Raw genomic sequence first — 16,465 nt, forward strand, 5'->3', positions numbered from 1 at the left:
GACAGGCCCAGCCGGGTGGGGGACGGCCACGATTCGGCGGGACCTGCTGGAGAGCGCTCTCCCGACAGACTCATCGAAACAACCCGATTAGTCAACCCTGGTGCCGTCAGCGGATCGCCGCGCTCACCCTGTTCGCCGGAGTGCGGGCCGGGCGCGTGTCGAGTGCCTCGTCGGCGGCGCGCTTGCGCGCCAGGTGCTCGCTGATGCCCACGTGCAGGGCCAGGTTGAGCAGTGCCGGGAACGCGATCAGGAACTCGAACACCCCGGGCGAGGCGCCCTCGGTGAACTGCGCGGTGAGGATGCTCCATGGTGCGCCGGCAAGCAGCACCGGGATGCTGAGCAATACGGTGCCCCACCCGGAGCCGCCGCCGGTGGTCTGGCCGGAACCGGCCACCACGAATACCGCGACCAGCGGAATGACCAAAAGGGCGTGTACGAGTACGGCCAAACGTCGCACTGAGACAGTCATTCGGTGGAGGGTAACGGGGTCGGAGCCGGTGCGAAACCCCCTCTACCCGTTGCAATCGGGACATCACTGCCAGCCATCGTGCCGACGGGTGGCAGCCTGCCCTGTTTTGTCGGCCGCCACCCCTATGGTGGGGCCGTAGCAGCCGCAACGATGGGGGTCAGCATCATGTCCGAATCCGCCAAGACCGTGACCGGCGAGCGCGCCGACCTGCTGGAGACGCTGGGCAAGCACCGCTTCTTCCTCCGGTACACCGCGCAGAACCTCAGCGACGAGCAGGCCTCGGCCACCCCGACCGCGAGCGCGCTCAGCGTCGGCGGCCTGATCAAGCACGTCACCGCGACGGAGAAGCAGTGGATGCAGTTCGCGGTCGGCGGGGCCTCCGGCATGGGTGCCGGTGACGGCGGCGAGGTCGACTGGGCCGACGGCTTCAGGATGACCGCCGGTGAGACGGTCGAGGGCCTGCTGAAGTCGTACGAGGAGGTGGCGCGTCACACCGACGAGCTGCTGACCACCCTCGACCTCGACGCCGCGTACCCGCTGCCGGAGGCCCCCTGGTTCGAGCCGGGCGCACGCTGGTCGGTGCGCCGGGTCGCGCTGCACCTGATCGCCGAGACGTCCCAGCACGCCGGGCACGCAGACATCATCCGCGAAACGCTCGACGGCCAGCGCACCATGGGATGACCGGCTACCCCTGCGGCCGGTGTGACCAGGCGTAGCGCACATGTCGTGGCTGCGTAACATGCCCGAAATGTCGATTGGGCAGGGTTGCGGGCTTACCCACGGAAGGGAGAAGCCCATGACTGCCACTCAGACATCGGCGAAGCCCGTCGTCGCGGGATACGACACCGGTGACATGGCGGCGCTCGGCATGGCCGCCGACCAGGCCGCGGTGCGACACACGGGGCTGCGGGTGCTGGTGCGGCGCGCGGTGCCCGTGTGGACCAGCCACCTCGCGATGGGCGTGTGCCCGCCCGCCGCCTTCGACGACGACGATCCGGCCGCCGAGCTCGCCCGCGAGGCCGTCGCGAGGCTGCGCCACGATCACCCCGGCACCGCCGTCGACCTGTACGGCACGGCCCGCTCGCTGCCGCGTGCGATGCTGCGGGAGGCAGGCGACGCGGCCATGCTGGTGACCGGCCGCGACACCGCCCACCCGGACGCCACGACCCGGCTGGCCGGGCGGGCCGGCTGCCCGGTGCTCAGCGTGCCCGACGGGAGCAGCACAGACCCGGCCGCGCCGGTCCTGCTCGTCGGCGCGGACGCGCCGGGCGACGCGGCCGAGTTCGCCATGGCGCAGGCGTCGGCCCGCGGCGTGCCCGTGCTCGCCTGCGACCTCGGCCCGGCGACGGGGGAGTTCGCCGACGCCGTCGTGCGGGCCGCCGACCGGCACCCGTCAGTCGAGGTGTACCAGCAGGGACGGGCCGGGCTGACCCGGACACCGGCCGGGATCGCCGTGCTGCGCACCCCGGGCCGGCGCGGGGACGCGGCCTGGCCGCTGCTGAACGGGCTGCTGCGCGATGCGCCGTACCCGGTGGCCACCGTCCCGGCCGCCCACTGAGGCCGGACCGTCGGGCAGCGCCGCCCGATCGGTCCACTCCGGAGCCAGGCCGCCGTGACCGGCGGTCCTGCCCGACGGTGAGCCGTGCACCACGGAAACCGAGTGGGCGGGACCGGGGCGGCGTACGCTCGGGTGGTCTGCGCTTTCGGGGGAGAGCATGGTCACCTACGAACCGGCGTCCACGGGCCTGATCATCACGGACCCGTACAACGACTTCATCAGCGAGGGCGGCAAACGCTGGCCGCAGCTCCAGGAGGTCGCCGAGGCGGTCGGCCTGATCGAGCACATGCGGCAGCTGATGTCCGCCGCGCGGGCCGCCGGGATCCAGATCTTCTACTCCCGGCACCGCCGGTGGCGGCCCGGCGACTACGAGCAGTGGCGCAACGCCACGCCGTACCTGCTGCGCGCGGCGGGCATCCAGCTGTTCGCGAAAGGCAGCTGGGGCGGGCAGTGGCACCCCGACTTCGAACCGCAGCCCGGTGACGTCATCCTGCACGAGCACTGGGCGCAGAGCGGCTTCGCCAACACCGACCTGGACGTGCAGCTCAAACAGCACGGCGTCAGCAAACTGATCCTGATCGGGCTGATCGCCAACACCTGTGTCGAGTCGACGGCCCGGTTCGGCATGGAGGCGGGCTACCACATCACCCTGGTCCGCGACGCGACCGCGGCGTTCAGCTTCGAGGCGATGCACGCCGCCCACGAGATCAACGGACCCACCGTCGCCAACGAGATCACCGACACCGCGAGCCTGGTCACGGCCCTGGCGACCTAGCCCTGCGGCGTCCACAGCCAGGCGCGTGAGCTCAGTTCGGCCTTGCCCTCCTTGGGCCAGGAAGCGCCCCCGAAGACGAGCAGCCGGTTGCCCGCGGCGACGACCGTGCTGTCGCTGACGTCGTCCTGCGGCAGGGGAGGAATCACTCCCCACTGCCCGGTCACGGCGTTCAGGACCGGGCCGGGCCGGTCGGCGTACACCGCCGAGGTCGTGCCGAACGCGCTGGCATGCCAGCCGCCGGGCGCGTTCGGCAGCGCCGACCAGGTGCCGGTGGCCGGGTCGAGCACGCCGCCGTTGGCGTAGGTGCGTCCCCAGTTCCCGACCGAGCCGCCGTCCGCGCCGCCCAGCGCCGGCGCGATGAGCTTGCCGCCCTCGACCAGCCACGGGCCGGTGGCCAGCTGCTGCGAGTCAGGCAGCCGTCGCCAGGTGCCCCCGCGCGGGTCGAACACCGCCGCGCGGGTGACCGGCGGCCCGTCCGCGCCCGGGTTCGGCACGAGCTCGTGGTCGAACAGCACCAGGTGCTTCCCCGTCCACGCCATCGACCGGTCGAAACCCGCCCCCAGCGGGTCGGCGGGCAACTCGCTCCAGCTCCGGGTCGACGGCGCATAGCGGTAGTCGGGTCCGGGCGTGGTCTCCTCGCTGCCCCGCACCGCGAACAGCAGGTCGCCGCCCGCCACGAGAGTCACCCCGGAGGCGGGCAGCGCGGCCCGCTCCCACCGGTCGGCGGCGATGTCGTACGCCAGCAGCGCCTGCTCGCCGCCGACCGTGCCGCCCTGCACGTACGCGATGCCGCCGACGACCGCGCCCTGCATCCAGCGCAGCGCCACGGGCGGCTCGGCGAGCACCCGCCACCGGCCGCTGTCCGGGTCGACCGCGGCGGCGGCCAGCAGCGGGCTGGGATCGCCCGCGCAGTCCGCACCGGGCGGGCACGGCTGGTCCGCCCCACCGATCAGCAGCGCCTCGCGCCCGGTCCACAGCCCGAGCGCCATGGCCCGCGGGCTCAGCGGCGACCCCGGCAGTTCCCGCCAGCCCGGCACGGCCGCCGACGGCGGCTCGACCGGCGACGGCTGTGCCGAACAGGACGCCAGCACGAGCAGAGCGGCGAAAGCGGTGACGGTACGGCGCATGGGTGGTTGGACCCTCCGATGAGGCCGATGGTTCCGGCGGTGGACGCCGCTGACTATCGTGCCGGAACATGACGACCTCGGAGATCCCCGTGCTGCGCTGCCCGCTGTGCAAGGGCGCCGAATTTCAGCAGGAGGTGGGACGCCTCGACAGCCGGTGGGGGTTGACCTCGCACCGGATGACGCTGCTGATCTGCCGGAGCTGTCGCTACATCCTGCACTTCTACGACAAGAACTCGATCTTCGACTTCGACTGATCCGCGCCGGACCGCGGTCAGCACGCTCGCCGGAGGTGGCGTAGCCTCGCGCGGATGGATGTGCAGTCGCCGGACGCCGCGCGGACCCGCCGCGGCCCGCACCTCACCGGGTGGTTCCAGTACGCGATCGTCGCGGTCTTCCTGCTCGGGGCGGTGTCGCTGCTACTCGCGGCGGCGGCCGGCACCGGCGACTGGGCCGGTCTGGCCGACCCGGGCCTGGAGCGCTACGGCGACCCGAAGGACTGGAACCCGCCGATCGGCCCGGACTCGGTGTGGAACCCGCTGGCCTGGCTGGTGGAGATCTGCCGGTGGATCGTGATGACCTCGCTGATCGTCGTGCTCGGCTTCATCGCCGCGCTGATCGGCTTCGTCCAGTACGCCGGTCAGCGGGACGGCCTCAGCCGTGGCGCGAAGGCGAACCTGCTCACCGGCACGGTGCTGTGCGTCGCGACCGCCCTGCTCATGCTCACCCCGTACGGCAGCCAGCTGCGCGACTGGCTACTGGATTAGGCGTCGCCGTTCATCGCCCGAGGAGGTCCGCCAGTCCGGACGGGTAGAGCGGGGTCGTGTCGTCGAAGCCGCCCAGCGGCCGCCACATCACCGGTGTGCCCGGGTCGTCGAGGATGTCGCCGACGTGGTCCCGCTCGTACAGCGAGCGGTCGGCCAGGTCGCACGCGAACACGAACACGATCTCGTGGCCCTGCCGGTCGAAGGCGTGGAACAGGTTCTCCAGCACGCCGAGCAGCCGCACCCCGGTCAGTTCGACGTCCAGCTCCTCGCGCAGCTCCCGGTGCAGTGCCTGCGCGGCGGTCTCGCCGAACTCGATGCCACCGCCCAGCGGCCGGTAGAAGGTGTGTTCCCGGGTGTGGTCGTAGCCGCGGAACACAAGCACGTCGTCGCCGCGCCGGGGCACGGCGAGCGCGATGTTTCTGATGGAGGTCACTCCTGGAACCTAACCGCTGGCCGCGTTCGCGGCGTGCACGGCCAGCTGTACGCGGTTGGCGCTCCCGGTCTTGGTCATCAGGTTCGCCACGTGTGTCTTGACGGTGGTCACGCCGAGGTGCAGCCGGGCGGCGATCTCCGGGTTGGACATGCCCTGGCCGACCAGCGCCAGCACCTCGCGCTCGCGCTCGGTCACGCCGGGCAGGGCGGGCACGGCCACGGGCTTCTGCTGGTGGCGTACGGCCTGCGCGACGAGGCGGCGCAGCACCGCCGGGCTGAACGGGCTGTCGCCCGCGGCCGCCCGGCGCACCCCGTCCAGCAGCTCGTCCGGGCTCGCGTCCTTGACCAGGAACCCGCACGCGCCAGCCGCCAGCGCCGGATACAGGTGGTCGTCGTCGTCGAACGTCGTCAGCACCAGCACCCGCGCCGACGGCCGCTGCGCCAGGATGCGGGCCGTCGCCGTCGTGCCGTCGACGCCCGGCATGCGCAGGTCCATCAGGACCACGTCGGGATGCAGCTGCTCGGCCAGCCGCACCGCCGCAGCGCCGTCCGCGGCCTCGCCGACGACCTGCATGTCCGCCACCGACTCGCACAGCATCCGCAGCCCCGCCCGGATGAGCTGCTGGTCGTCCACGAGCAGCACCCGGATCACGCGGCGGCCCTCGGCAGCGACGCCGACAGCAGCCACCCGGCGTCGGCCGGGCCCGCCCGCAGGCTGCCGCCCAGCACCTCGACCCGCTCGCGCAGGCCGACCAGCCCGTGCCCGCCACCGGCCGTGCCCGGCGACGCCGGCCCGCCGAAGTCGTGCAGGTCGAACACGACATGGTCACCGCCGAGCCGGATCGACAGGCGCGCCCGCGCGGCGGTGCCCGCGTGCCGGGCCACGTTGGCCAGGCCCTCCTGGGTCAGGCGCAGCAGTGCCAGCGCCGTACGCGCGTCCAGCCGGACCACCTCAGGGTCGATGTCGGCCCGCACGTCGAGCCCGATGCCGTTGCTGCGCTCGACCGCCGCCCGCAGGGCCACCGGCAGGCCCTGCGGTTCCACGAAGAACACCTGCTGGGCGGTGCCCGGATCACGCAGCACGGCGACCAGCTTGCGCAGGTCGGCCAGGGCGCTGGTGCCCGTGGTGTGCACATCGTCGAGCACCTGGCGCACCCGTGGATCGTCCACCGCCAGCACGTCGCGGGCGACCGCGACCCGCAGCACGATCGAGGCGACGTGATGCGCCACCAGGTCGTGCAGCTCGCGGGCGATGCTGGTGCGCTCGTCGGCGCGTACCCTCGTCTGCTCCTGCGCCGCGACGGCGGCGGCCTGCCGGTTGAGCTCACCCAGCGCCCGCAGGTGCAGCCCCAGCAGTAGCGGCGCGGCCACCGCGGCGGCCGCACCGTAGAACACGGTCTGCGGGGTCGCGATGAACTCGATCCGGTCCGACACGACGTGCGCGGCCAGGCCGAGGACGAGACCCGCCCACACCCGCCAGCCGCCCCGGCGCGCGCCCAGCTCGAACATCGCCCAGGCCAGCCCCACCGTCGGCACCGAGTCGTCGTCGCCGCCGGCGAAGCAGCCCACCACCAGGGCCGCGGCCGCGCTGAGCACGGCGGCGAACGGCCACCGCACCCCGAGATACCCGAACAGCAGCACACCGATCGCCAGGCCCAGGTCGACGGCGCCCATAGACCGGCCCTCCGGCGTCAGCGTGAGGTAGCCGACGCCGGTCAGGACCACGGCGGTGAGGCGGACCGCGGCGTACCGCTGTTCGAAAAGCCGCCCCACCCACAGCATGGCGGCCATCCTAACCGGACACCGGAACCCGTGACGGCCCCGCGACCATGCCCCCGGCCGGGGCGACCGCGAGCACACCCGCCACGGCGGTCACCGCCAGCAGCCCGCCCGCCACCGCCAGCGTCAGCGCGTCCGGGGCGAGCAGCGGCTGACCGCGCAGCGCCTGCCAGGTCACCAGCACGAGCAGCCCCGCGTACGCGAACGAGAAAACCACCACCAGCCGGGTGCGCCGCACCACGTCGCCGACCAGCGCCGGCACCAGCATCGCGAACAGCAGCACCGCCTGCAGCCCGTGCATGCCGACGAAGTGCCCGATCCGCAGATCGCCGCCGGTGGTGCTCCAGCCCGTCAGCGGCATGCCGGGCCCGCCGTCGCTCACCCCGACCGCGTGCGCGCCCATCAGCGTTTCGACGCCCTGCTCGTCGAGCGCCAGCTGCTCCGCCGTGGGCACCACCATGGTGAACCCCTGCAGCAGCCCGAGCAGCAGCAGGACCATGCCCAGCCGGACGGCCCAGGTGCTCGTCCGGTCCGGCATGCCGCCGCGCCACAGCAGTACCGCCAGCACGGCGGTGGCGACCCACAGCACCGCGATCGTCGCACCCATGGCGTTCCACAGCGCCTCGTCCAGCGGCGTCGCCTCGTTGTAGTGGCTGGCCCTGCCGCGCGCGGCCTGGAACACGATGATCCCGACCTCCAGCACCGACATGACCACGATGACGTACGCCGCCCAGCGGGCGGTTCGGCGTCCGCGCCGCAGGTGGCCGATCATCCAGGCCAGGCTGAGGCCGTAGGCGATGAACGAGCTGGCGAACTTCGCCGGTTTGAGCCAGGTGGGCTGCCCGCCGACGGTGCGCCCGTCGGCGACCAGGCCGACGACGGCGACGAGCAGCAGGACACCCATGACGGCGGACAGCCAGGTGAGGGCGCGGCTGCCGTGCAGGGCCGTGCGCAGGACGGCGGTGGTGCGCGAGAAAGGTTTCATGCCCTCGACACTCGCGGCACCGGCGGCCCGAAACCTCCTGCTCCGAGCCCGGACCGTCCTCCTGCCACTGGCCGGGCCTCCTGCTGTCGGAGGAGGCCCGGCCGCCTGACGCCTCGGTCAGCCGGGGTGCTTGTGCGCGCGACACAGCGGAGCGGTCGGCTGGCCGCAGTTGCCACACCACGTCAACGGCGCGTCCCCGGCGGTCCGGGACACCGGTCGGCGGCACATCAGCAGACCGCAGAGCACGCCGATGACCATTCCGGCGATGAGATCGAGCACGTGCATGACCACCTCCGTGGGATTCGGATGCCGGGTCGGGACGGGGTGCGAGCCATGGGGCCCGACCCCGCACCGTCGAGCTTCGGCCCGGTTCCGCCGGTAAGACAGGTGTCACCGGGGCGACACGTCATGGGGACACGCGATTGTCACCATGCGCCGTCGGGGCCGTCGCGGGCATACTGGCCTGATGGACGAAGGTGCGGCCGACGTCGATAACCGGCCGGGATGGGCGAGGCGGCTGCGCGCTGAGCGGCTGGGCCGCGGCTGGTCACAAGCCGATGCCGTACGAGCGCTGCGAGCGCACGCCGACCGGCCCCTGCCCGAACCGTCCAGCCTGATGCGCAACTGGAAGCGTTGGGAGGCGGGTGGCACCGAGCCTGACAGCTTCCACAAGGCACTGATCGCCCAGACGTTCGGGACGGTGACCGGGGCGTTCTTCCCACGCCCGCATCGCAACGACGACAATACCGGTGTTCTCGGGACCGCCGGTATGGACACCCACGAACTGCTGGCCCGCCTGCGCGCCTCGGACGTGTCACCGGCGACGTTGGAAGCGGTGCGCCTGACCGCCGATCGGCTGTGCTGCGCGTACCAGTACATGCCGTCGGCACGGCTGCTGGCCGAGAGCCGGGCATGGCTGCAGCGCATCACCGGCCTGCTGGACCGGCGGCTGACCCTGTCCCAGCATCAAGAGGTGCTGACTCTCGCGGGATGGGTGGCGCTGCTGACCGGCTGCGTCGAGTACGACATCGGCCAGCGTGGCCGCGCCGAGGCGACCCGCCGCGCGGCACTGTCCCTCGGCCAGGAGTCAGGCAACGCCGACATCGTCGGCTGGGCTTACGAGATGCGTGCCTGGTACGCACTGACCCAGGGCGACCTGCGCGGGGCCATCACCGCAGCCGAGTGCGGCGAGAATGCCGCGTCGGGCCGGGACGTGGCGGTGCAGTTGGCCGCACAGCGAGCGAAGGCATCTGCACGGCTGGGCGACCGCCGCCAGGTGGAACAGGCCCTGGAACAAGGCCGGTCGCTGCTGGAACGCCAACCACACCCCGACAACCTCGACAACCACTTCGTCGTGGACCCCGCCAAGTTCGACTACTACGCGATGGACGGCTACCGGGTGGTGGGCGACGACCGCAGGGCCGGGCTGTACGCCGACGAGGTGATCCGGGCGTCGTCCGGTGCGGACGGGGCGGCACGCCACCCGATGCGGCTCGCCGAGGCGCGCCTGACCCTGGGGGTGCTGGCGGCACGTGGCGGCGACCTGGACAGTGCGGTCGCGCACGGCCTGGACGCGCTGGGCGGCGACCGCCGCTCCCTACCCTCGCTGCTGCTGGTCTCCCACGAACTGACGGGCCTGATTCAGGGCCGCTACGCCGGTGCGGCGCAGGCGACGACCTTCCTCGCGGCGGTGGACGGAGCCCGTGCCGAGGTCGTCGCCAACGCCCGAGGCTGAGTACAGCCGCGTCGGGCTCAGCCTGTCAGGTGGTCGCCTCGGTCGGGGCGGGGATCGTCAGGCGGGCGGTGAGCTGGGTGAGGGTCCCGGCGAGCTGTCCGACCTGGCCGGTCAGCTCGTCGACGCGGCTCCGCAGCGCGACGGCCTCGGCGACGGCGGCGTCGCGCTGCACGGTCAGCACGGTGACGTCGGTCTGCCGCTGCTGTGCCAGGGTCTCGGCTGCCGTCCGCGCGGCTTCGGCGGTCGCTGCCGAGCCCTGGGCCGCGGCGAGCTCGGCACGCAGGGCCGTCAGCTGCCGTGCCTGCTCCTGGCGTACCGCCGCGGTCTCGGCCTGGGCGGTCGCGGTCTGCTGCTCGGCGCGGACCTGCTCGGCCCTGGATGTCTCGGCCTCGCGCCCGGCCTCCTCGGCGGCGGCGCGGGCCAGGTCGAACGCGGCCTGCACCTGGTCGGCGGCGGCGCGGGTGGCGTCGCGGTCGTGGTATGCCTCGGCCCGCAGCGCCTCGGCGGCGGACTGCTCGCGCCGGGCCGTGTCGCGTTCGGCGGTCGCGGCCGTGGCGGCACGGGCGGACCCGGCGGCCGCCGCGGTGGCCTGCGCGGCGAGTTCGCGCTGTTCGGCGGCGCGGGCCTCGGCGGCGGCGACCGCCGACGCGGCGGCGGCGTGAGCTGCCTGGACGCTCTGCTCGGCGCGCTCGTCAGCCTCGCGCACCAGGCGTTCGGCGTCGGTGGTGGCGCGGGCGGCCGCGTCGAGGGCGTCGCGGGCGATGCGGGCGGCCCGTTCGGCCTCGTCGCGGGCCTCGTCGCGCTCGGTGTGGGCGTCCGCGACCTGGCGGGCGGCCTCGGCGCGGGCCTCGGCGAGCTGGCGTTCCACACCGGTGGGCGAGAGTTCGGCCTCCAGGGCTTCGGCGAGGGTGTCGGCGACCTGCTCCAGCCGCTCGACGACCTCGTAGGCCTTGGCGACCTGCCCGGCCAGGCCGGGGGAGTTGCGGTGGCGCAGCCGGCTGTTGCGGGCAGCGGACTGGCACGCCCCGTCGTTGTCGCGGCAGTAGCGGAACGGCCGCCCGGCGGCGGCACGCTGAGTGACCGGCTTGCCGCAGTACGCGCAAGGCCGGGTCGTCACTTCGGTGTGCGGTGTGGACATCAACTGCGCAGCGTAGTCGCCGCTGCGCACCGGGGCCAGAGCCCGGTGCACGCGGGTGAGCCGGATGGACCGGGCGGCTGAACCTGCCCGCGCTGACCAGCGCTCATCCTGGGTAAAGCGGTTGCGGCGGCGTCACGGGCGGCCCTAGGTTGCCTGAGATGGACCTCTCCTGGCTCGGCACGCCGATCGGCCCGATGGTCCGGGTCCACGGCGGGTTCGCCAACCGGCTGTACCGGCTCGACACCGATCAGGGGTCGTTCGCGGTGAAGGAGCTGAACCTCGCCGACCGCCGCGCGGGCTACCACGCCGAGGACGTGTTCAGGCTCGAGCGGGCCGCCTTCGCCGCGGGCATCGCGATGCCGGAGCCGATCGCGGCGAGTGCCGGCATGCTCGTGCATCGGTGGGTCGAGGGCGAGAAGGTGCCCGAAGCGCCGGTGCCGGTCGCGTACGCGTTCGAGGTCGGCGGGATCCTCGCGCGCCTGCACGCGCTCGACGTCGCGTGGCCCCATGTCGCGAGCGAAGAACCCACGCCCGGGGACTGGCGCGAACTCGCCGCGCGGGCGGCCGCGACCGGTCAGCCCTGGGCCGGGGAACTCCAGGCCCAGGTCGAGACGTTCCTCGCTATCGCCCGCTTCGTCGGCGCCTGCGAGCGGCCAGGTCCCGTCGTGTTGACCCATCGGGACATCCAGCCGTGGAATCTGCTCAGCCGGGCCGGTCGGCCGGTCGTGCTCGACTGGGAGCTCGCGGGGATGCTCGACCTGTCGGGCGAGCTCGGCTCGACCGCGCTGAGCATCGCGAAGGGGCCAGGCTTCGACGACATCCGTCCCGAGGTCTTCCACGCGGTCCTCGACGGCTATGCCGCAGCCGGTGGCGGGCTGCCGCCGCCGGGCCCGAGCTGGTTCGTGTTCATGATCAGTGGTTGGCTGGGGTTCACCAGGTGGAACATTCTGCGCTGCCTGGCCGGTGTCGAGGCGAGCACCGGCCCTGAGCTCGCGCTGTCGCACGAGTCGGTGCGCGGTGGCGTACGCGGCCTGCCGGTCCTGTTCGGCCGGCTCCCGGAACTGGAGGAGTTGCTGCTGCGCCGGTGACCCGCCGTGCCGGGCCTCGTCCGGCCGTCGACGACAAAGAGCCCGACTTGGGCGAATTGTCCTTGTATGGTGGGGCGAGTTCCGCAGCGCACCGGGGGAGCAAGCAGATGGTCGACTGGCTGGCCGCGACGGAGCCCGCGCAGTTGCTGCCGGCCCGCTCGCAGATGGCGTTCACGCTGATGTTCCACATCATCCTGGTGCCGCTCGGGGTGGCGCTGCCCGCGATCATGCTGATCGCCGAGCACCGGGGCCTCAAACGGCGCGACCTGGTCGCGCTGACCCTGGCCCGGCGCTGGTCGCACGCCGCCGGACTGACGTTCGCGGTCGGCGCGGTGTCGGGCACGGTGCTGTCGTTCGAGATGGGACTGCTCTGGCCGGGCCTGACCGGCAAGTACGGCGACGTGTTCGGGCTGCCGTTCGCCATCGAGGGCATCGCGTTCTTCCTGGAGGCGATCCTGGTCGCCATCTACATCTACGGCTGGCGGCGGCTCAAGCCGTGGACGCACTTCAAACTCGGCCTGCCGATCCCGTTCGTGGCCATGGTCGGCGCGTTCTCCATCATCTCGGCGAACTCGTGGATGAACACCCCGGCGGGTTTCACCCCCGGTCCGAACGGCGGCTGGCCGACGAACATCGACCCCATCGCCGCGATCTTCAACAAGGCCCTGCCGTACGAGTTCCTGCACTTCATCTGCGCGGCGTACATGGCGGCGGGGTTCACCGTCGCGTCGGTGTACGCCGTGGGCTGGCTGCGCGGGCGGCGCGACCGCTACCACCGGCTGGGCTTCCTCATCCCGTTCACCGTCGCGGCGATCATCACCCCGGTGCAGATGGTGATCGGCGACCTCATCGCGGTGTGGCTGTTCAAGGAGATGCCGGTCAAGTTCGCGGCGATGGAGGTCGTCACCACCTCAGGCACGCACCAGCCCGAGATCTTCTTCGGCTGGTACGACGAGGCCACCAACACCGTCTCCGGCGGCCTGAGCATCCCGAACCTGAACTCGATCCTGGCCGGCAACAGCCCCGACACCTACGTGCAGGGGCTGGACACGGTCGCGCTGGCCGACCGGCCGTCCAACGTCAACATCGTGCACTGGGCGTTCGACGTCATGGTCGGCATCGGCTCGCTGCTCATGCTGTTGGTGCTGTGGTTCGCCTGGCACTGGTGGCGCAGGCGCACCATGCCGCAGTCCAAGGTGTTCCTCTGGTGCGCGGCGGCGGCCGGGGTGCTGACCTACGTCGCCATCGAGGCCGGCTGGATCGTCACGGAGGTCGGCCGCCAGCCCTGGATCGTGTACGGGTTCGAGCGCACCTCCGGCGCGGTGACCAAGGCCGACGGCGTATGGGCGACGTTCGCCGTCGTCGTCGTGCTGTACCTGCTCCTGGCCGTGGGCACGATAACGGTGCTGCGGGTGATGTCGCGGCGCTGGCGGCGCGCCGACATCGGTGACTTCCTTGACGAGACGGCTCCGTACGGGCCGCGCACGGAGGCCGCCGCCGATGTGGAACGGTCGGCGCCGTGAGCGCGGCCGACGCCGTCGCGGTCCTGGTCGTGCTGGCCGTGACGCTGTACGCCTGGTCGGGTTTCGCCGACTACGGAGCAGGGTTCTGGGACCTGACCGCGGGCGGCCACGTGCGCGGCGTACGGGTGCGGTCGCTGATCGACGCCGTGATCACCCCCGTATGGGAGGCCAACCACGTCTGGCTGGTGTACCTGCTGGTGGTGACGTGGACGTCGTTCGGCGCGGCGTTCGCCTCGATCATGTCCACGCTGTTCATCCCGCTGTCGCTGGCCGCGCTGGGCATCGTGCTGCGCGGAGCGAACTTCGCCCTGCGCAAGGACGCCGCGCGGGAGGGCCGCCGCCAGGCGGCGGGCGTGCTGTTCGGGTTCGGCGCGGTGCTGACGCCGTTCTGCTTCGGGGCGGTGCTGGGCGGGATCATCACCGGCCGGGTGCCGCCGGGTGACGCCGCCGGTGACGAACTGACCAGCTGGTGGAACCCCACGTCGATCATGGTCGGGCTGCTGGCGGTCGCGATGGGCGCGTTCCTGGCCGCGGTGTACCTGATCGCCGAGGCGCACCGGCGCGGCCTGCCGGGGCTGCGCGAGTACTTCCGCCGCAGGGCACTGGGGTCGGGTGCGGTGGCGGTGCTGTTCGGCGTCGGCGCGCTGGTCGCGCTGCACGGTGACGCACCGCAGATGTTCGACCGGTTCGTCACCCGGGGCAGCGTGCTGCTGGTGCTGGGCCTGATCCTGCTCGGGGTCACATTCTGGATGGCCGCCCGAGGCGCGGTGCGCGGGCTGCGGCTGACGGCGCTGGGCGGGGTCGCGGCGCTGGTGTGGTCGTGGGGCGTGGCGCAGTACCCGTACCTGCTGCCGTTCGGGCTGACGATCGAGGACGGCTCGGGCGCGGCGGTCACGCAGCGCTGGATCCTGGCCTGGTTCGGCGTGGCGCTGGTCACGCTCGTCCCGGCCCTGATCCTGCTGTACGTGCTCGACCAGCGCGGCGAGCTGGGCGAGGATCCGCTGACGTCACTGGAGTCGGCGGAGCCGGGGGACCTGCGATCATGACCGTGGGCCTGTTCAGGCTGGTGGAGACGCCAGTCACGATGCATCAGGGCGGCGGTACGGGCTGGTAGCCTTCGCGCGTGCCGGGGACCATTCTGTTCGACCTGTTCCATACGCTGCTCGACGGTGCCGATGGGCAGCGTGACCGGGTCGTGGCGCGGATGGGCGAGATCGTCGGGGTGGATCCGGCGGGCCTGGTCGCGGCGTACCACGCGTCGTGGCGCGAGCGGCTGGTCTGCTGGTCCGCGGAGGAGACGGTGCTGACCCTGGCCCGTCGGCTGGGCGGTGACCCGTCGGCTGAGCAGGTGGCGCGGGCGGCCGCACTGCGGCTGGAACTGGCGTCGTGGCTGCTGAACTCCGCGCCGTCGAGCACGCTGGTGGCGCTGGACGGCCTGCGGGCGGCGGGCTGGCGGCTGGGCCTGGTCAGCAACGCGACGGCCGAGGCGGCCGAGGCGTGGCAGACCTCGGGGCTGGCCCGGCGTTTCGACGCGGCGGTGTTCTCGTGCGTCGTCCGGGCGGCCAAGCCCGATCCGGCGATCTACCAGGCGGCGCTGGCAGCGCTCGGGACGACGGCGCAGCGGTGTGTCTTCGTCGGCGACGGTGCGGACGGCGAGCTGGCGGGGGCGGCGGCGGTCGGGTTGACCGTGGTCCGCACGGCCGAGTTCATCGACCGGTCCGGGGTGTGGTCGGGACCGGTGGTGGATTCGCTGGCGGACCTGCCGGGGCTGCTGGACGAGATTTCGGCCGGCCTGGGACTGTCACAGCGCCCGGTGTGAGCGGCGGGACTACCCGGTGCGCGTGATCGGCGCGTGCGCGGGCGCGGGGGTCGGGTGCAGCGTTCGCGGTGAGCGCCGGCGGTGGGCGACCGCGAACGACAGCAGGCCCATGGCGATCGCGACGAACGCGGCGATGGCGTACAGGTGCGACAGCGGGGTTCCGGCGCTGACGAGGGGGCCCGCGCCGAACGCGGCGATGCCGTAGCCGAGCTGGTAGGCGGCGATGACGCCACCGGCGACGGTCGCGGACAGGCCGGTGAGCTCGCCCTGACCGAAGCTGATGGTCAGCGGCAGCAGCGCGGAGCAGCACAGCCCGGCCGCCCCGAAGGCCAGCACGCCCTGGACGTCGTGGCCGCGGGGCAGCGCGGCGATGATCACGAAGACGCCCGCGAGGGCGAACGGCAGCAGGTGGAACGTGGCGCGGGCGGGAAGCCAGCGGGTGATGGCGGCGAACAGCAGCCGCCCGAGGGTGACCATGGCCCAGAACGCGGTGAGGGCGAGCGCGGCCGTGGTCGTACTGGCACCGACGCTGGTGGTCATGTCGAGCTGTGCCCAGTTGCCGTTGACGGTCTCGCAGATGCCGTACAGCAGGGCGAACGCCAGGTAGAGCCAGAACCGGGCGGGCAGCGGTCCGCCGGTGGCGGCGGCAGCGCTCCGGGCGCCGGAGTGCATGGGCAGGCGGGCGCTGACCGCGAGCAGGGCGATGAGCAGCAGCGTGGACAGGATCGGCAGCCCCCACCAGTAGCCGAGGCCGACGAAGACGGCGACGAACACCGGTGCCAGCGCGGTGCCCAGGCCCAGCAGGGCGTTGAGGATGAGCACGGCGCGGTCGACGTTCGCGGGGTGGAAGGCGGCTGCGAGTGAGTTGAGCGCGGGCACGGCGAGGCCGAAGCCCGCGCCCAGGAACGCGGTGGCGGCCAGCAGCAGCGGGTAGGCGACGTGCTGCTGGTGCATGACGGCGGCGCTGGCGAGCAGCAGCACCATGGACACCAGGGAGCAGGCGAGCCCGGCGAGGTAGACGGCGTGGGTGCCGTGGCGGCGGGCGAGCCCCGCACCGGCCAGGGCGGCGGCGATCGCGGCGACGACCTGCGGAGCGAACATGACGCCGTATTGCGCGCTGGTCAGCGCGTAGTGGCCGGGGTCGGTGAGGATCGAGCTGAGGGCGGGGATGGTCACCAGGACGATGCCCTGTACGACGCCGGCGAGGTCGACGACGGTGGTCTGGGCGCGGGCCGTCATGAATTCTCGCGCCTGTTGACCAGGGTCTGCAGGG

19 protein-coding genes are annotated in these 16,465 nt (G+C 72.7%); 10 read left to right on the top strand and 9 right to left on the bottom strand.

The window, feature by feature from the left end; all coding sequences use genetic code 11:
• Positions 1–106: 106 nt before the first annotated feature.
• Positions 107–469, bottom strand: a complete 363-nt coding sequence (locus HAV40_RS26355; RefSeq protein WP_166385813.1) for a hypothetical protein — start codon at positions 467–469, stop codon at positions 107–109.
• A 165-nt stretch (positions 470–634) separates the two neighbouring features.
• On the opposite strand from HAV40_RS26355, the gene HAV40_RS26360 reads away from it, so the two are divergent.
• From HAV40_RS26360 to HAV40_RS26370, 3 genes are all read left to right on the top strand, one after another.
• Complete coding sequence (locus HAV40_RS26360) at positions 635–1,150, top strand: DinB family protein (protein ID WP_166385815.1); 516 nt, start codon at positions 635–637, stop codon at positions 1,148–1,150.
• A gap of 115 nt (positions 1,151–1,265) precedes the next feature.
• Entirely contained in the window at positions 1,266–2,027 is a 762-nt protein-coding gene (locus tag HAV40_RS26365; RefSeq protein WP_166385817.1) for a hypothetical protein, read from the top strand.
• Between the two features lie 157 nt (positions 2,028–2,184).
• Positions 2,185–2,802 (top strand): cysteine hydrolase family protein, encoded by a 618-nt coding sequence (locus HAV40_RS26370; RefSeq protein ID WP_166385819.1) that lies wholly within the window; start codon positions 2,185–2,187, stop codon positions 2,800–2,802.
• On the opposite strand, the gene HAV40_RS26375 is transcribed toward HAV40_RS26370, so the two are convergent.
• Positions 2,799–3,929 (bottom strand): Kelch repeat-containing protein, encoded by a 1,131-nt coding sequence (locus tag HAV40_RS26375; RefSeq protein WP_166385821.1) that lies wholly within the window; start codon positions 3,927–3,929, stop codon positions 2,799–2,801. The two genes, HAV40_RS26370 and HAV40_RS26375, sit on opposite strands and share 4 nt — an antisense overlap.
• A gap of 68 nt (positions 3,930–3,997) precedes the next feature.
• On the opposite strand from HAV40_RS26375, the gene HAV40_RS26380 reads away from it, so the two are divergent.
• Together HAV40_RS26380 and HAV40_RS26385 are read left to right on the top strand one after the other, a co-directional pair.
• The gene (locus tag HAV40_RS26380) at positions 3,998–4,183 is read left to right on the top strand and encodes a hypothetical protein (protein WP_166385823.1); all 186 of its coding nucleotides are present in this window, start codon (positions 3,998–4,000) and stop codon (positions 4,181–4,183) included.
• A 54-nt stretch (positions 4,184–4,237) separates the two neighbouring features.
• Positions 4,238–4,693, top strand: a complete 456-nt coding sequence (locus HAV40_RS26385) for a hypothetical protein (RefSeq protein WP_166385825.1) — start codon at positions 4,238–4,240, stop codon at positions 4,691–4,693.
• Positions 4,694–4,703: 10 nt separating this feature from the next.
• Here the strand turns inward: HAV40_RS26385 and HAV40_RS26390 are convergent, their stop codons facing one another.
• The 5 genes from HAV40_RS26390 to HAV40_RS26410 form a co-directional block, all read right to left on the bottom strand.
• On the bottom strand, positions 4,704–5,126 hold the full coding sequence (locus tag HAV40_RS26390) for an NUDIX hydrolase (protein ID WP_166385827.1): 423 nt from the start codon (positions 5,124–5,126) through the stop codon (positions 4,704–4,706).
• Between the two features lie 9 nt (positions 5,127–5,135).
• Complete coding sequence (locus HAV40_RS26395; RefSeq protein WP_166386059.1) at positions 5,136–5,777, bottom strand: response regulator; 642 nt, start codon at positions 5,775–5,777, stop codon at positions 5,136–5,138.
• On the bottom strand, positions 5,774–6,907 hold the full coding sequence (locus tag HAV40_RS26400) for a sensor histidine kinase (protein WP_166385829.1): 1,134 nt from the start codon (positions 6,905–6,907) through the stop codon (positions 5,774–5,776). Before HAV40_RS26400 ends, HAV40_RS26395 begins: the two co-directional genes overlap by 4 nt.
• Before the next feature lie 10 nt (positions 6,908–6,917).
• The gene (locus HAV40_RS26405) at positions 6,918–7,889 is read right to left on the bottom strand and encodes a hypothetical protein (protein ID WP_239086942.1); all 972 of its coding nucleotides are present in this window, start codon (positions 7,887–7,889) and stop codon (positions 6,918–6,920) included.
• 117 nt (positions 7,890–8,006) lie between these two features.
• Positions 8,007–8,174 (bottom strand): hypothetical protein, encoded by a 168-nt coding sequence (locus tag HAV40_RS26410; protein ID WP_166385831.1) that lies wholly within the window; start codon positions 8,172–8,174, stop codon positions 8,007–8,009.
• Positions 8,175–8,355: 181 nt separating this feature from the next.
• Here HAV40_RS26410 and HAV40_RS26415 point away from each other — a divergent pair, with 181 nt between their 5' ends.
• Complete coding sequence (locus tag HAV40_RS26415; RefSeq protein ID WP_239086943.1) at positions 8,356–9,624, top strand: NsdA family TPR-like regulatory protein; 1,269 nt, start codon at positions 8,356–8,358, stop codon at positions 9,622–9,624.
• Between the two features lie 25 nt (positions 9,625–9,649).
• Here HAV40_RS26415 and HAV40_RS26420 read toward each other — a convergent pair whose 3' ends face one another.
• The gene (locus HAV40_RS26420; protein WP_166385833.1) at positions 9,650–10,762 is read right to left on the bottom strand and encodes a coiled-coil domain-containing protein; all 1,113 of its coding nucleotides are present in this window, start codon (positions 10,760–10,762) and stop codon (positions 9,650–9,652) included.
• Between the two features lie 158 nt (positions 10,763–10,920).
• Between HAV40_RS26420 and HAV40_RS26425 the strand changes: the two genes are divergently transcribed.
• The 4 genes from HAV40_RS26425 (at position 10,921) to HAV40_RS26440 (ending at position 15,192) form a co-directional block, all read left to right on the top strand.
• The gene (locus HAV40_RS26425) at positions 10,921–11,850 is read left to right on the top strand and encodes a phosphotransferase family protein (protein WP_166385835.1); all 930 of its coding nucleotides are present in this window, start codon (positions 10,921–10,923) and stop codon (positions 11,848–11,850) included.
• A 107-nt stretch (positions 11,851–11,957) separates the two neighbouring features.
• Positions 11,958–13,373 (top strand): cytochrome ubiquinol oxidase subunit I, encoded by a 1,416-nt coding sequence (locus HAV40_RS26430; protein WP_166385837.1) that lies wholly within the window; start codon positions 11,958–11,960, stop codon positions 13,371–13,373.
• Positions 13,370–14,419 carry a cytochrome d ubiquinol oxidase subunit II gene (locus HAV40_RS26435; RefSeq protein ID WP_166385839.1) on the top strand — a complete coding sequence of 350 codons (1,050 nt, stop codon included), beginning with the start codon at positions 13,370–13,372 and terminating at the stop codon, positions 14,417–14,419. Before HAV40_RS26430 ends, HAV40_RS26435 begins: the two co-directional genes overlap by 4 nt.
• 77 nt (positions 14,420–14,496) lie before the next feature.
• Entirely contained in the window at positions 14,497–15,192 is a 696-nt protein-coding gene (locus HAV40_RS26440; protein WP_166385841.1) for an HAD family hydrolase, read from the top strand.
• A 9-nt stretch (positions 15,193–15,201) separates the two neighbouring features.
• Here HAV40_RS26440 and HAV40_RS26445 read toward each other — a convergent pair whose 3' ends face one another.
• The gene (locus HAV40_RS26445; RefSeq protein WP_166385843.1) at positions 15,202–16,431 is read right to left on the bottom strand and encodes an MFS transporter; all 1,230 of its coding nucleotides are present in this window, start codon (positions 16,429–16,431) and stop codon (positions 15,202–15,204) included.
• Positions 16,432–16,465 lie beyond the last annotated feature (34 nt).

It is taken from the genome of Catellatospora methionotrophica (assembly GCF_011297335.1).
Lineage (GTDB): Bacteria > Actinomycetota > Actinomycetes > Mycobacteriales > Micromonosporaceae > Catellatospora > Catellatospora methionotrophica.

Coding starts and splice junctions, on each gene's coding strand:
- HAV40_RS26355 (WP_166385813.1), bottom strand. CDS start 469: ATGACTGTCTCAGTGCGACGTTTGGCCGTACTCGTACACGCCCTTTTG.
- HAV40_RS26360 (WP_166385815.1), top strand. CDS start 635: ATGTCCGAATCCGCCAAGACCGTGACCGGCGAGCGCGCCGACCTGCTG.
- HAV40_RS26365 (WP_166385817.1), top strand. CDS start 1,266: ATGACTGCCACTCAGACATCGGCGAAGCCCGTCGTCGCGGGATACGAC.
- HAV40_RS26370 (WP_166385819.1), top strand. CDS start 2,185: ATGGTCACCTACGAACCGGCGTCCACGGGCCTGATCATCACGGACCCG.
- HAV40_RS26375 (WP_166385821.1), bottom strand. CDS start 3,929: ATGCGCCGTACCGTCACCGCTTTCGCCGCTCTGCTCGTGCTGGCGTCC.
- HAV40_RS26380 (WP_166385823.1), top strand. CDS start 3,998: ATGACGACCTCGGAGATCCCCGTGCTGCGCTGCCCGCTGTGCAAGGGC.
- HAV40_RS26385 (WP_166385825.1), top strand. CDS start 4,238: ATGGATGTGCAGTCGCCGGACGCCGCGCGGACCCGCCGCGGCCCGCAC.
- HAV40_RS26400 (WP_166385829.1), bottom strand. CDS start 6,907: ATGCTGTGGGTGGGGCGGCTTTTCGAACAGCGGTACGCCGCGGTCCGC.
- HAV40_RS26405 (WP_239086942.1), bottom strand. CDS start 7,889: ATGAAACCTTTCTCGCGCACCACCGCCGTCCTGCGCACGGCCCTGCAC.
- HAV40_RS26410 (WP_166385831.1), bottom strand. CDS start 8,174: ATGCACGTGCTCGATCTCATCGCCGGAATGGTCATCGGCGTGCTCTGC.
- HAV40_RS26415 (WP_239086943.1), top strand. CDS start 8,356: ATGGACGAAGGTGCGGCCGACGTCGATAACCGGCCGGGATGGGCGAGG.
- HAV40_RS26420 (WP_166385833.1), bottom strand. CDS start 10,762: ATGTCCACACCGCACACCGAAGTGACGACCCGGCCTTGCGCGTACTGC.
- HAV40_RS26425 (WP_166385835.1), top strand. CDS start 10,921: ATGGACCTCTCCTGGCTCGGCACGCCGATCGGCCCGATGGTCCGGGTC.
- HAV40_RS26430 (WP_166385837.1), top strand. CDS start 11,958: ATGGTCGACTGGCTGGCCGCGACGGAGCCCGCGCAGTTGCTGCCGGCC.
- HAV40_RS26445 (WP_166385843.1), bottom strand. CDS start 16,431: ATGACGGCCCGCGCCCAGACCACCGTCGTCGACCTCGCCGGCGTCGTA.